Source organism: Cellulomonas edaphi (genome assembly GCF_030362815.1).
In the GTDB taxonomy this organism is placed as follows: Bacteria; Actinomycetota; Actinomycetes; order Actinomycetales; family Cellulomonadaceae; genus Cellulomonas; species Cellulomonas edaphi.
On sequence record NZ_JAUCGR010000002.1, the window covers coordinates 1007267 to 1020439 of the forward strand.

At 73.8% G+C, this 13173-nt stretch carries 13 protein-coding genes; 3 read left to right on the forward strand and 10 right to left on the reverse strand.

What is annotated here, in order from left to right; translation table 11 throughout:
* Nucleotides 1-4: 4 nt before the first annotated feature.
* The 6 genes from QRT05_RS10795 to QRT05_RS10820 form a co-directional block, all read right to left on the reverse strand.
* Nucleotides 5-1384, reverse strand: a complete 1380-nt coding sequence (locus tag QRT05_RS10795) for an MFS transporter (RefSeq protein WP_289447236.1) — start codon at nt 1382-1384, stop codon at nt 5-7.
* Nucleotides 1385-1522: 138 nt separating this feature from the next.
* A complete protein-coding gene (locus QRT05_RS10800) occupies nt 1523-2587 on the reverse strand; it encodes a sulfate/molybdate ABC transporter ATP-binding protein (protein WP_289447237.1) in 1065 nt (354 codons plus the stop codon).
* Complete coding sequence (locus QRT05_RS10805; RefSeq protein ID WP_407650331.1) at nt 2584-3423, reverse strand: ABC transporter permease; 840 nt, start codon at nt 3421-3423, stop codon at nt 2584-2586. Before QRT05_RS10805 ends, QRT05_RS10800 begins: the two co-directional genes overlap by 4 nt.
* Nucleotides 3420-4241, reverse strand: a complete 822-nt coding sequence (gene modA, locus QRT05_RS10810; RefSeq protein ID WP_289447238.1) for a molybdate ABC transporter substrate-binding protein — start codon at nt 4239-4241, stop codon at nt 3420-3422. Before modA ends, QRT05_RS10805 begins: the two co-directional genes overlap by 4 nt.
* Nucleotides 4238-4642, reverse strand: coding sequence for a TOBE domain-containing protein (locus tag QRT05_RS10815; RefSeq protein ID WP_289447239.1), 405 nt, complete (start codon nt 4640-4642; stop codon nt 4238-4240). Before QRT05_RS10815 ends, modA begins: the two co-directional genes overlap by 4 nt.
* A 76-nt stretch (nt 4643-4718) precedes the next feature.
* Nucleotides 4719-5534 carry a hypothetical protein gene (locus QRT05_RS10820; protein WP_289447240.1) on the reverse strand — a complete coding sequence of 272 codons (816 nt, stop codon included), beginning with the start codon at nt 5532-5534 and terminating at the stop codon, nt 4719-4721.
* Nucleotides 5535-5689: 155 nt separating this feature from the next.
* Here QRT05_RS10820 and QRT05_RS10825 point away from each other — a divergent pair, with 155 nt between their 5' ends.
* From QRT05_RS10825 to nhaA, 3 genes are all read left to right on the forward strand, one after another.
* On the forward strand, nt 5690-6100 hold the full coding sequence (locus tag QRT05_RS10825; protein WP_289447241.1) for an HNH endonuclease signature motif containing protein: 411 nt from the start codon (nt 5690-5692) through the stop codon (nt 6098-6100).
* Nucleotides 6101-6309: 209 nt separating this feature from the next.
* A complete protein-coding gene (gene ppk2, locus QRT05_RS10830; protein WP_289447242.1) occupies nt 6310-7131 on the forward strand; it encodes a polyphosphate kinase 2 in 822 nt (273 codons plus the stop codon).
* A gap of 60 nt (nt 7132-7191) precedes the next feature.
* Nucleotides 7192-8568, forward strand: a complete 1377-nt coding sequence (nhaA, locus tag QRT05_RS10835) for a Na+/H+ antiporter NhaA (RefSeq protein WP_289447243.1) — start codon at nt 7192-7194, stop codon at nt 8566-8568.
* A gap of 119 nt (nt 8569-8687) precedes the next feature.
* On the opposite strand, the gene QRT05_RS10840 is transcribed toward nhaA, so the two are convergent.
* From QRT05_RS10840 to QRT05_RS10855, 4 genes are all read right to left on the reverse strand, one after another.
* Nucleotides 8688-9512, reverse strand: a complete 825-nt coding sequence (locus QRT05_RS10840; RefSeq protein ID WP_289447244.1) for an SDR family NAD(P)-dependent oxidoreductase — start codon at nt 9510-9512, stop codon at nt 8688-8690.
* A 17-nt stretch (nt 9513-9529) separates the two neighbouring features.
* Nucleotides 9530-10078 (reverse strand): DsbA family protein, encoded by a 549-nt coding sequence (locus QRT05_RS10845; protein ID WP_289447245.1) that lies wholly within the window; start codon nt 10076-10078, stop codon nt 9530-9532.
* 271 nt (nt 10079-10349) lie between these two features.
* Nucleotides 10350-10874: a methylated-DNA--[protein]-cysteine S-methyltransferase gene (locus QRT05_RS10850; RefSeq protein ID WP_289447246.1), complete on the reverse strand. Its 525-nt coding sequence runs from the start codon at nt 10872-10874 to the stop codon at nt 10350-10352.
* A 244-nt stretch (nt 10875-11118) separates the two neighbouring features.
* Complete coding sequence (locus QRT05_RS10855) at nt 11119-13149, reverse strand: mechanosensitive ion channel domain-containing protein (RefSeq protein ID WP_289447247.1); 2031 nt, start codon at nt 13147-13149, stop codon at nt 11119-11121.
* Between the last annotated feature and the right edge of the window lie 24 nt (nt 13150-13173).

Here is a 13173-nt window from a genome sequence, read left to right on the forward strand (position 1 = left end):
CTCGTCAGATGACCGTGGAGCCGAACGACGACCCGCGGCGCTGGTAGACCGCCCAGACGACGCCCGCCATGATCGCGTACGCGCCGACGATGACCCACAGCGCGGCCTGGATGTTGCCCGTGTGGTTCGTCGAGTACGCGAAGCCGCGCGGGATCAGGAAGCCACCGAACGCGCCGACCGCGCCCGCGATGCCGAGGCATCCGGCGGCGGCCTTGGCCCGACGTGCACGGTCGGCCGCGTCGCCTGCGCCGTGCCGGAACACGGCCGGGATCATGCGGTAGACGGACCCGTTGGCGGCCCCCGTCGCCGTGAAGAGCACGAGGAACGAGGCCAGAAAGGGCCCGAACGCGTGCTCGCGCAGGGCGACGATCGCGCTGATGGTGCCGGCCGCCATGACGGCGAACGCGCCGATGGTGACCCGCGCGCCGCCCAGGCGGTCGGCGAGCCAGCCGCCCACCGGGCGGGCGACCGAGCCCACCAGTGCACCCGCGAACGCGATCGAGACGGTGACCTCGGGGAACTGCGCCTTGAGCAGCGTCGGGAACGCGCCCGAGAAGCCGATGAAGGAGCCGAAGGTGCCGATGTAGACGAACGAGATGATCCAGGTGTGCCGCGAGCGCGCGGCCACGCCGTAGGAGCGCGGGTCGGACTTCGCGTGCGAGAGGTTGTCCATGAACCGCCAGGCCAGCAGGGCGGCGACGACGACGAGCGGCACGAACATCCAGCCCGCGCGCTCCAGCTGCACCCCGGCGGAGCCGACGATGATCATCGGCACCGCGAACTGGACGGCGGCCGTGCCGATGTTGCCCCCGGCGGCGTTCAGGCCGAGCGCACGGCCCTTCTCCCGCTCGGGGTAGAAGAACGAGATGTTGGCCATCGACGACGCGAAGTTGCCGCCGCCCACGCCCGCGAGCGCTGCGACGGCCAGCAGGACGCCGAACGACGTGGAGCTGTCCTGGACGACGAGCGCCAGCGCGACCGTCGGGATGAGCAGGAGCAGCGCCGAGACGATGGTCCAGTTGCGGCCGCCGAAGACCGGCACCGCGAACGTGTACGGGATGCGCAGCGTCGCACCCACCAGGCTGGGCACCGCGATGAGCCAGAACATCTGGTCCACGGTGAGCTCGAAGCCGGCCGCGGGCAGCTGCGGCACGACGATGCTCCACAGCGCCCAGACGGCGAACCCGAGGAACTCGGCGAGCACGGACAGCCCGAGGTTGCGTCGGGCCACCCCGCGGCCGACGCTCGCCCACTGCCCGGCGTCCTCGGGGTTCCAGCCGTCGATCCATCGCCCGGGCCGCCGCGTGAGCGCGGCCCCGGTCCCGAGCGCCGGGGCGGGTGCCTCGACCTCGACGTTCTGCGTGTCCACGAGCGGTGTCGCCATGAGTGCCTCCGGAGCGGATGGTGGAGCTCGGACGCGACGACGCTAGAGAGGCGATGTTTCCGCCCCCTGCGCGGGGCTGTTGCGCGTTGCGAACCTTTCGCGCACCGCTCCGCCGCGGTGGTTGTGAGGTTTCGGGCCTCAGGTCGCGACGGGTCCGCTCGTCGGGACGGCCCGCACGCGCACCGACGACGGGTCGACCGCGAGCCGCACCGGCGCGCCCACCTGCAGCGACAGCCCGGCCGCCACGGCGGGCAGCACGTCCACGAGGACGTCGCCCGTGGTGCGCACGCGGATGCCCGTGGCGCCCGGCTCGGTGTCCACAACGTGCGCGTCCCAGCCGGCCTCCTGCGGCGGCACGAAGCGGACCGAGCTGGGTGGGAACGTGGCCTGCGCCCGCGCACCGCTCGCGGGCGCAGGGTCGCCGCACGGCAGGACCACGCCGTCGGTGGTCCGCACGGCACCGTCCCGCATGGTGCCGACCACCAGGTTCACGCCCGCGAGCGCGGCCGTGAACGGATGGACCGGGTCGGTCAGGACCGCGAGCGCGTCGCCCTGCTCGACGACGCGTCCCTCGTGCAGCACCACCACGTGGTCCGCCAGCGTCAGGGCGTCGAGCACGTCGTGGGTGACGAGCACGGCTGCCGTGCCGGTGCGTCGCACCTGCGCGCGGACCAGGTCGCGCAGCTCCGCCGCCGTCCGGACGTCGAGCTGGGCGAACGGCTCGTCGAGCAGCAGCACGGCGGGCTCGGGGGCCAGCGCGCGGGCGAGGGCCACACGCTGACGCTGGCCTCCCGACAGCGCGTCCGGACGCCTGTCGCCGAGACCGGCGAGGCCGACGTCGGCGAGCCACCGGTCCGCGACCGCACGCGACTCGCGAGCGCCCGCTCCGCGGCTGCGCGGGCCGAACGCCACGTTCTCGCGTGCCACCAGGTGCGGGAACACCAGCGGGTCCTGGCCGAGCAGGCCGACGTCGCGGCGTTCGGGCGGGACGTGCACGCCCCGCGCGGTGTCGGTCAGCGTCCGGTCGCCGATGTCGATCCTCGCCTCGTCGGGCACGACGAGGCCCGCGACGGCCGCCAGGAGCGTGGACTTGCCGGCACCGTTGGGGCCGACCACGGCGACGATGCGGCCGGGGCGGGCCTCGACCTGCGCGTCGAGCACGAACCCCGTACGCCGGACGACGACCCGCGCGTGGAGGCTCACGTCGCCCTTCCGGGACGCCACGCGCGCGCCGCCAGGAGCACCGCCACGGCCGCGGCGACCAGCAGCAGCGACAGGGCCACCGCCGTGCCCTGCGGCACGCCCGCCCCGTTGAACGCGGCGTAGATGGCCAGCGGCATGGTCTGGGTGACGCCCGGGGTGTTGCCCGCGAAGAGCGCCGTGGCGCCGAACTCTCCCAGGGCGCGGGCGAAGCACAAGATGGTGCCGCTGATGAGGCCGGGCAGAGCCAGCGGCAGGGTGATGCGGCGCAGGACGGTCCATCGGCCCGCCCCGAGGGTCGCCGCGACCACCTCGAACCGCGTGCCCGCGGTGCGCAGCGCGCCCTCCACGCCGAGCACCAGGAAGGGCATCGCGACGAACGCCTGCGCGATCACGACCGCCGCTGTGGTGAAGGGCAGCCGGATGCCGAACCACGCGTCGAGCGACTCCCCCACGATGCCTCGCCGGCCCAGCAGGTAGAGCAGGGCGATGCCGCCGACCGTGGGGGGCAGCACCAGGGGAAGGGTCACGAGCGCGCGCAGGACGTCGGCCGCCCAGCCGCTCGTGCGCGCCAGGAGCACGGCGAGCGGCACGCCGAGCAGGAGGCAGATCGCGGTCGCGGCCACCGACGTCGTGAGCGAGAGCCGCAGCGCCTCGCGCGCGGCGGGCGACATGACGTCCGCCGCCAGCGTCGACCACCTGGCGCGCACGACGAGGGCGACGATCGGCATGACGAGCAGGCCGACGGCCAGCGCCGCGGGAAGCCAGAGCAGCCGGGGCGCGCCCACGGTGCCGGTGCGACCGGTCGTCGTCGGGCGCGCGACGGCGGTGCTCGTCACCGGGCGCCGAAGCCGGCCTCGGCGAGCACCTTCTGGCCCTCGCCGGAGAGCACCAGCTCGACGAACGCTCTCGCCGTCGCGGCGTCGTGGCCGTCCGGCCGCGCGTCGTCGCCGAGCGCGGCGATGGGGTACGGGTTGATCGCCTCGTCGGCCTCGGGGAAGTCGACGCCCCTGGCCAGGTGGCCCGCGCGCAGCACGTCGGTGCGGTACACCAGCCCCGCGTCCGCCTCGCCCGCGGTGACCTTGGTGAGGACGGCGCTGACGTTCTGCTCCTCGCTCGCGGGCGCGAGCTCGACCCCGGCCGCGTCGAGCACCTTCCGGGCCGCCGACCCGCACGGCACCTCGGGGGCGCACAGCACCACGGTGCCACCGCGCGCCGCGAGGGTGGCGAGGTCGGCGAGGCTCGCCACCTGCTGCGGGTTCCCGGGCGGGACGAGGATCTGGAGCGAGTTCGTCGTGAACGTCGTCGGCGCACCGTCCACCAGCCCGGCGTCGACGACCGGCGCCATGGTCGTCTCGTCGGCGGACGCGAAGACGTCGGCGCGCGCGCCCTGGACCAGCTGGGTGGCCAGCGTCGACGATCCGTCGTAGGTCACCGGGTCGACCGTCACGCCGGGGTGCTCGGCCGCGAAGGCGGCCGTGAGCTCGTCGAACGCGGGTTGCAGCGAGGCCGCGGCGAAGATGGTGAGCTCGCCCGTGAGCCCGTCCGCGCTCGCGCTCGGGGCGCCGCCCGCAGCGTCCTCAGGGACCGGCGCCGACGAGCAGCCCGCCAGGGTCAGGAGGGCGACGAGCGCCGCCGCGGCCGTCGTGCGCGTCATCGCGGGGATCCCGCCGTCTCGACCACGACGGTCGTGGCCTTCACCACCGCCACGGCGCGGGAGCCGACCTCGAGGCCCAGCTCGCGGACGGCCTCGCTCGACATGAGCGAGACCACGCGGAAGGGCCCGCACTGCAGCTCGACCTGCGCCATCACGGTGTCCGCCGTGACGGCCGTGACGAGCCCGACGAAGCGGTTGCGCGCGGACGTGTGCCCCGCCGCGGGGTCCTCCGGCGTGCGTGCCCGGTCGACCGCGAGCGCCGCGAGGTCGGTACCGTCCACGACGGTTCTGCCGCCCTGGTCCTGGACGGCACGCAGCGTGCCCGCATCGATCCACCGGCGCAGGGTGTCGTCGCTGACGCCCAGGAGGGAGGCCGCTTCGCTGATCTTGAACAGCGTCATGCGCGCGAGCCTATCGCCGCAGGTGCGGGTCTACCGTGCGTTCGATGACGCAGGTGCGGTGCCGACTCGGTTGATGTCACACCTCGTTCGTACACTTGTTCGAACGAGGAGGTGGCCGGCCATGGATCGCACGGAGCTGCTCGCGACGATGACGTCGTGCGTGGACGCCTTGAACGAGCTCCCCGTCGCGTCGCTCGACGGTCGGCACGCCGCGCACGAGCTCGTGGAGCTGGACCGGCTCGCGGGGCGCCTGACCGGCCTCGCCGCGCGTCTCGTTCCGGTCGTCGAGGCCGATGGCTGGTGGTCTACGGACGGCAGCCGGTCGATCAGCGCCTGGCTGGCCTCGCGCGGGCGGATGACGTACGTCCGCGCGCGGCAGCTCGTCCGCCTCGGCCGCTCGTTCGCCGGCGAGCTCGGTCGCGCAGGCGAGGCCACCGCCGCCGGCGAGCTTCCGCTTGACCACGCGCTCGCCCTCTCCCGTCACGCCACCACGACGCAGGCGCGGCGCGAGGCGCTGGCCGACGCCGACTCGGAGTGCGGCGAGGCCTACCTCGTCGCGTGCGCGAGCGACTTCGGGGCAGACACGTTCACGCGCCTCGTGAAGGGCTGGGCCGCCGCCGCCGACCCCGAGGCGGACGAGCGGGGCTACGTCGCGGCCACCGAGCGCGAGTTCGTCACGCTCGCCGAGACGACCGGAGGCATGTTCCTGCGCGGTTTCCTCACCACGGACCACGGCGCTGCCCTGCGCAGCGCGCTCGACACCGTCATGACGCCGCCGGCCAAGGACGACAACCGGACGACGCCGCAGCGCCGAGGGCAAGCACTGGCCGACCTGGCGCGACTCGTCCTGGACCGCGGCCTGACAGGCACCGGGACCGAGGCCCGCCCTCACCTCTCCTGCGTCGTGGACTTCGACTCGCTGCGCCGAGCGGTCGACAGCGCCTACGCGGGCCGCCGGAAGAGCCGGGACGTCGGCTCGGGTGGTCCGAGCGACCTCGGGACGGGTGATGCGGACCGCCAATTCCCCCTCGTTCCCGTCGCGCCGACGTGGAACGGTTCGCCGTCGCGCAGATCCTCGGGGCGGGGACGGTCCCCGCGAGCGTCCTGGCACGGCTGGCGTGCGACAGCGAGCTCACGCGCGTGGTGTTTGGTGCGCGATCCCAGGTCATCGACGTCGGACGAGCCGAGCGGACCTTCACCGGCCCACGACGACGAGCCGTCATCGCGCGCGACCAGACGTGCCGGTATCCCACCTGCACCGCACCTCCCGCGCTGGGCGAGGTCCACCACGTCGAACACTGGGCACGGGGCGGGAGCACCGACGCGAACACCGGCATCCTCCTGTGCAGGTACCACCACGACGTGGTCCACCGGTCGAGGATCGAGATCGGCCGGTCACCGACCGGCGGATGGACCTTCACGGCCCGGGACGGCGCCATGCTGCCCCGCGCCGCCTAGTCACCCTCGGGTCCATGGATACCGGGAGCCGAGCGCAGCCTGCCGGTTGCCGGGTGCTGTGCGGGGTGCTTCGTCGGGTGCCCGGTGCCCCACCGCCCGTTGCCCATTGCCCGGAGCCCGGAGCCACGAACGGGTGCGATCGGACGCGCAGACGGACGCACTGGGCGCCAGCGCACGCCGAAGCGGCTCGCACCGGATACATTCCGGACATGTCGAAGAAGACGGCCAAGCTGTCCAAGAAGGCGTACGAGGCCGAGCTGTTCCGCCTCCAGGGCGAGCTGGTCAAGCTCCAGGAGTGGACCAAGGCCACGGGCGCGCGGATCGTCGTCATCTTCGAGGGGCGCGACGCAGCCGGCAAGGGCGGCACGATCAAGCGCCTCACGGAGTACCTCAGCCCTCGGACCGCTCGCGTGGCGGCGCTGCCCGCGCCCACCGAGCGCGAGAAGTCGCAGTGGTACTACCAGCGCTACGTGCAGCACCTCCCCGCAGCCGGGGAGATCGTCATCTTCGACCGCTCCTGGTACAACCGAGCGGGCGTCGAGCGCGTCATGGGGTTCTGCACTCCGCAGGAGTACAGCCAGTTCATGCGCCAGACGCCGATCTTCGAGCAGATGCTCGTCGAGGAGGGCATCCTGCTGCGCAAGTACTGGTTCTCGGTGTCGGACGGCGAGCAGCTCAAGCGCTTCCGCTCGCGCCTCAAGGACCCGCTGCGGCAGTGGAAGCTGTCCCCGATGGACCTCGAGTCCATCTCCCGGTGGGAGGAGTACTCGCGCGCGAAGGACGAGATGCTCGTGCACACCGACGTGCCCGCGAGCCCGTGGTTCATCGTCGAGTCCGACGTGAAGAAGGCCGCCCGCATCAACATGCTGTCCCACCTGCTGTCGACCATCCCGTACACCGACGTGCCGCGCGAGAAGATCCATCTCCCCGCCCGCCCGGCACCCAGCACCGGGTACGAGCGGCCCCCGCGCGAGCTGTCCACCTACGTGCCGGACCGGGCCGCCGAGATCGCGGCCGGGAACGACGGCTGACGCGTTCGCCCTCGGCCGAGCCCGTTGCATCCGGCTCGGCGACCTGCGACGTTGGACCGCATGTCGGCCCCCTCGTCCACACCTGGGCCGGCTCTGCGCGTCCGGGTACCGGCGATCTCGCCGTCGGTGCGCGAGTTCCTGGCCACCGAGGCCGGGTCCGCCATGGTGCTGCTCGCCGCCACCGTGCTGGCCCTCGTCTGGTCGAACTCGCCGTGGTCCGGCGGCTACGAGGCCTTCTGGTCCACGACCGCCGGCATCCACCTGGGTGACTGGTCGCTCGACCTCGACCTGCAGCACTGGGTCAACGACGCCGCGATGGCGGTGTTCTTCGCGGTCGTCGGACTCGAGATCAGCCGAGAGGTCAGCCACGGCGAGCTTCGCGAGCGCCGCACCGTGGCGGTTCCCGCGCTCGGGGCACTCGGGGGGCTGCTGGTCCCCGTCCTGATCTACCTCGCCTTCACGGCGGGCACGGACTCGGCGCACGGCTGGGGCGTCGTGATGTCCACGGACACGGCGTTCCTGGTGGGCATCCTGGCGCTGTTCGGGCCCGCCTGCCCGGATCGGCTGCGCCTGTTCCTGCTCACGCTCGCGATCGTCGACGACATCGGCGCGATCACCGTCATGGCCGTCTTCTACTCGGACGACGTCGACGTGCTCGCCCTCGGGCTGGCCGCGCTCGTGGTGGTCGGCATGCTCGTCATGCGCTGGCTACGGGTATGGCAGCTCTTGCCGTACGTGCTCGCGGGCGCGGCGCTCTGGCTGGCCATCCACGCGTCCGGCGTCCACGCGACCCTCGCGGGCGTGCTCGTCGGCCTGCTCGTGCCGGCCACGCTCCCCCGCCGGGAGCACGTCGAGGCGGTCGCGGGCTACGCCGGGGACCTGGTCGAGGACACCACTGCCGAGCGCGAGCATCTCGCGGAGCTCGCCGCCCGCGCCGCCGTGCCCGCCAGCGACCGCCTGCAGCGCATGCTGCACCCCTGGAGCGCCTACGTCGTGGTCCCGCTCTTCGGTCTCGCGAACGCCGGCATCAAGCTCGACCCCGACACCGTCGCCGACGCCATGAGCTCGCGCCTGACCATCGGCATCGCGGTGGCGCTCGTCCTGGGCAACGCCATCGGCATCACGGGTGCGGCCACCCTCGCCATCCGGCTCGGGCTCGGCGACCTGCCGGGCCGGGTGCGGTACGGGCACCTGCTCGGCGGGGCGGTGCTGGCGGGGATCGGGTTCACCATCTCGCTGTTCATCGCCCAGCTCGCCTTCGACGACGAGGCGCAGCTCGCGCAGGCCAAGATCGGCATCCTCGCGGGCTCGCTCGTCGCCGCCGTGCTCGGCTCGGTGCTGCTGCGCTGGCTGGGCGAGAAGCTGCCGCTGTGCTCGCCGGGAGCGGACGGGCCGCCGCCCACCCTTCCGCCGCTTCCGTGGGGCGTGCAGGTCTAGGTCGGTCCGGTTCCCGCGCACGCGGGGCAGGGACCTGGCGGCCGGGGAAGCCGCGCGCGCAGGCTCCGGGTCCGGCCGGCTGTGGCCGCGACCCACCGGGCCGCCGGCTGCCCGTCTGCTCAGGCGATCGGGTCGTCGGCTCCGTAGGGCACCAGACGCAGGGCCCGGGCGTCCGACGCGACGATCCGTGGGGCCAGCGCCCGGAGGGAGTCGACGGTGTCGGTCCCGACGCGTACGAACCGGCCCGAGAGCTCGTCGAGCTCGCCGCGCGCGAAGGCGACGGCCATGGCGGCCACGTCGTCGAGCGGCGTCCACTGCGACCGACCGTCGTGCAGCGGCATCGCCGTCGTCATGTCGGTCTCGACGTGCCCCGGTGCCATGTCGAGCACCCGCACGCCGCGGTCGCGGTACTGCGCGTCGAGCATCGCGGTGAGGCGCGCCAGCGCACCCTTGCTCACGCTGTACCCGGTGTAGGCGGCACCGGCCCGGTAACCGGAGCCCGAGTTGACGTTGAGGATGCGACCGCCGCCCTGCGCGAGCATGCCGGGCAGGATCGCGTGGCTCACGAGCATCGGCCCGCGGACGTTCGTCTCGACCACGCGCCACGAGTCCTCGACGTCGTCCTCGACGAAGTCCGTCTCGATGCGCTCGATGACGCCGGCGTTGTTCACCAGCAGGCCGATCCCGCCCAGCTCGACCTCCGCCCTCGCGACCGCGTCGGCGACCTCGGTGGCGTCCACGAGGTCGGCAGCGGCGGCGAAGGCGGTGCCTCCCTCGGCCCGCACCTCGTCCGCGACCACGTCCAGGTGCGCGCGGGTGCGGCCGACGAGGGCCACCGCGAACCCCGCGCGCGCGAGCCCGAGAGCGAGCCCCCGGCCGATCCCTCTGCCCGCGCCCGTCACGAGGGCCGTCGACGGGATGGTGCGGTGGATCGGTTCGGTCACGTCCTCATGCTGCCGCATCACCCCTGGCGAGCGCGCGCGAGGGCGACGTCGACGGCGGCGCGCAGCCGGCCGAGCTCGGCGCGCTCACGGAACGGCTGTCCGCCCACGAAGAGCGTCGGCGTGCCCTGAGCCCCGGCGGCGATGCCGGCCAGGTAGTCGACCTCGACGGCCGGCGCGTACCGCTGCGCGCCGACCCCCGCCACCACGTCCGGGTCCAGCCCCAGCGCCAGCGCGTGCCTGCGCAGGTCGACGTCGGCGAGATGCGACTGGTCGGCGAAGCACCGGTCGTGCAGCTCCCAGAACCGGCCGCGCTCCCCCGCGGCCTCGGACGCCAGAGCCGCCGTGAGCGCGTGGGGGTGCACCTCGAAGAGCGGGAAGTGCCGCCAGACCAGCCGCACCTGGCCCTGCGAGGTGTCGACGAGCTCACGGAGCACGGGCGCAGCGGCGCGGCAGTGCGGGCACTCCAGGTCTCCGTACTCGAGCACCGTGACGGGGGCCGACGGCTCGCCGTACGCGTGCCGCTCCGGGTCGACCGACCGTGCTGGCGCGGCTCCTGGGGTGCTCATGCGACGAGCATGGCGTGCCGAGGGCCGGCTCGCCTCATGCATCCATGCGAGCCTTCCGTCGCGCCGCCACCTCGCAGCTCCGCCCGCGCTGCCCGTCGTGTCGCCGCGCACTGCCGTCGTGTCCCGTCGCGGGCTGCCACCGCGTCGCCGCGCGCTGCCACCCGTATCCCCTCGCGCGCGGCCGTCGCATCCCGCGCGGGCTGCCTTCGTGTCCCCTCGCGTGCCGCCGCCGTGTCCCCGCGCACCCTGCCGCCCTGTTGCCGAGCGCGCCTCAGAACAGCCGGGTTCCCTCGAGGTCGAGCAGGAACCGCTTGCGCTCCACGCCTGCCGCGTAGCCCGTGAGCGTCCCGTCCGCGCCGATCACCCGGTGGCACGGGACCACGATCGCGAGCGGGTTGCTCCCGTTGGCGGAGCCCACGGCGCGCGAGGTGGTGCGCGGGTCGAGGCCGAGCTGCGCAGCGAGCTGTCCGTACGTGCGGGTCTCGCCGAACGGGATCGTGACCAGCCCGGCCCACACCCGGAGCTGGAACGGGCTGCCCACCTGGTGCAGCGGGAGGTCGAAGACCGTGCGCTCTCCCGCGAAGTACTCCGCGAGCTGCCGGGCCGCGTCCTGGAGCCCTTCGTCCGTCCGTTCGCCGAACAGCTCCAGCTCGGGTGCCCGGCGGGTGTCGGGCAGCAGCACGCGGCTGAGCATCCCGTCCTCGGCGACGAGCACCACCGGGCCCAGCGGCGAGGACACCACCGTGTGCGTCGTGGTGGTCGCCCCGGCCCGGTCCACGACCAGGCCGGCACGCATGACTGCTCGGCCGCGTCCCGCCAAGCTCGCCGCGCCTGCAGAGCCCAGCCCCGCAGAGCTCGTCGCCCCCAAGCTCAAACTCGCGATCGTCGTCGCGTCCGCAACCAACCCGTCGGTGGTAGGCACCCGCCTCACGCTCCTGTTCAGCTCCGCCACGGGCCGCAGCCCGACCGGGGCGATCGTCAGACGCCGCATTCTCTCGCCGCGTCCCTAGGTAGACGCCAGCGCCCCGCAGGATGTGAGGTCAGCTCTCGTCCGTCTCGGCAGCGTGGCGGTGGCCGCTCATCCGGCGCGGGGCGGGAGGGATCACGTCCTCGACAGGAGGCATGACCTGTGTCACCGGCTCCGCCGGACGGACATCTGCGGCGCCCGCCTCGGACTCACCATCATCCTGGCGCACCGGTCCTCGTCGGGGCCCGGCCTGGGCCGCGGGCCCACGCTCCCTGGCAGCCGAGGCATCCGACATGTCGGACGCGGGTTCGGCCGAACGCACGGCAGTCTCAGGGCCAGCCACGTCTCCGGCCGAATCCCCGTCGCGGGAGCCAGGGACCCGGATCACGGACGCGCGCACGGGAGCGGTCGGAGGGGTGGGGTTCACCTCGCCCGTGCTCGGCGGACCGGAGGCGTCGGGCCCGACGCGCTCGTCGGTCCCGCGTGCGTCCGACGACAGCACCGCCCGTTCGCCCCGTGCGAGCGTCCCCTCACCGCCGCTCCCCGACCCAGCCGCCCCGCCGCGAGCGGGCGACACAGCCGCCTCGCCGCGAGCGGGCGACCCAGCCACCTCACCACGTCCGGGCGACACCACCGCCTCGCCGCGAGCCGACGACTCGCCGCCCTCGGCGTTCTGCTCGCGCTCGTCGATCACGTCCTGGCCGGGCCCCTGGAAGTGTCGCGACCGCTCCAGCGCCTCGAAGCTCCCGGTGAACAGCCGGGACGTGCTGCCCACGGGGCGCATCGTCTGCGTGTCCTCTCCCGACCAGGCGCCGGGCAGGGGCAGCGGCCCCGTCGAGGAGGGCACGGTCGTCCCAGCACCCGGCTGGGGGCCTGCGCTCGGCTCGTCGTCCGACGCGGCCGACCCGTCCGCCCTCGCCGACCCGGCCGGCTCGTCGGCGGGTGCCAGCGAGCCCGCCACGGACGGCCCCTCGGCCGGCACGACGCCACCGACCGGCGCCGCGCCCTGCTCCCATCGGGTGCGCGGGATGGCCTGGGGCGCCTCTCGCTGGGCCCACGCGACGAGCCCCTCGCGCACGTAGCACCGCAGGTCGAACAGGGTGGGCGCATCGGCCGCGCTCGCGAGCGCGCGCACCCGCACCGAGCCGCCGACGGCGTCGACCACCTGCAGGATCCCGACCCGCCGGTCCCACAGGTCGGTCGCCTCGAGAAGCCGGCTCAGCTCATCGCGCATCGCGGGGACGGGCACCTGCCAGTCCACGTCCAGCTCGACCGTCCCGAGCAGCTCGGCCGCCCTCCGGGTCCAGTTCTCGAACGGTGTCGTCGTGAAGTACGTGGACGGAAGGATCAGCCGTCGGTCGTCCCACGCGTGCACCACCACGTAGGTGAGGGTCAGCTCCTCGATGCGCCCCCACTGCCCATCCACCACCACGACGTCGTCGACGCGGATCGCATCCGTGAACGCGAGCTGCATCCCGGCGAAGACGTTGGCGAGCGAGGACTGCGCGGCGAGGCCGGCGACGATGGACAGCAACCCCGCCGACGCGAGGAGGCTCGCACCGAAGGCACGCGCCGACGGGAACGTCAGCGCGATGCCCGCCGCGGCGCACACCACGAGGATCGCGACCGTCACGCGACGCAGCACCTGCACCTGGGTCCGCACCCGACGCGCATGCCGGTTGTCGGCGACGTCGGTGCGGTAGCGCATCAGCGCCGCGTCCTCGAGCACGAAGGCGAGGCTCCCGATGAGCCACGTCACCGCCACGATCAGGGCGATGAGCAGCACGTGCTCGACGGTGTCCTGCCAGTGCGAGTCGTCGGTGCTCAGGCGCAGCGCGATCCACACCGCGACGATCACCAGCACGCAGCGCAGGGGGGTCCGCGAGCGCCGGGTGAGGTCGGCGGCGACCGGCGACCGCCGCCCGATGCGGCTCACGAGCGCCCCGATGAGCGCGGAGAGCGCGATGGCGATCACCGCGGCGACGAGGATCGAGCCGATCGGGATGACGACGTCAGCCGCGTCCGATGCCGCCTCCTCCTTGGTAGGAAGCGCCGTGAGGAGGGTCGGGCGGGCGAGATCGAGGGTCGGGACGAGTCGGATCACGGGCCACAGGTTAGGCACGGAGTC

What these genes read in the sequence shown, in the direction of transcription:
- QRT05_RS10850 (WP_289447246.1), bottom strand. Translation starts at nt 10,874, where the DNA reads ATGCGTGCCGGCCTGGTCGTGGACCGGGCCGGGGCGACCACCACGACG.
- ppk2 (WP_289447242.1), top strand. Translation starts at nt 6,310, where the DNA reads ATGTCGAAGAAGACGGCCAAGCTGTCCAAGAAGGCGTACGAGGCCGAG.
- QRT05_RS10795 (WP_289447236.1), bottom strand. Translation starts at nt 1,384, where the DNA reads ATGGCGACACCGCTCGTGGACACGCAGAACGTCGAGGTCGAGGCACCC.
- QRT05_RS10845 (WP_289447245.1), bottom strand. Translation starts at nt 10,078, where the DNA reads ATGAGCACCCCAGGAGCCGCGCCAGCACGGTCGGTCGACCCGGAGCGG.
- QRT05_RS10815 (WP_289447239.1), bottom strand. Translation starts at nt 4,642, where the DNA reads ATGACGCTGTTCAAGATCAGCGAAGCGGCCTCCCTCCTGGGCGTCAGC.
- modA (WP_289447238.1), bottom strand. Translation starts at nt 4,241, where the DNA reads ATGACGCGCACGACGGCCGCGGCGGCGCTCGTCGCCCTCCTGACCCTG.
- nhaA (WP_289447243.1), top strand. Translation starts at nt 7,192, where the DNA reads ATGTCGGCCCCCTCGTCCACACCTGGGCCGGCTCTGCGCGTCCGGGTA.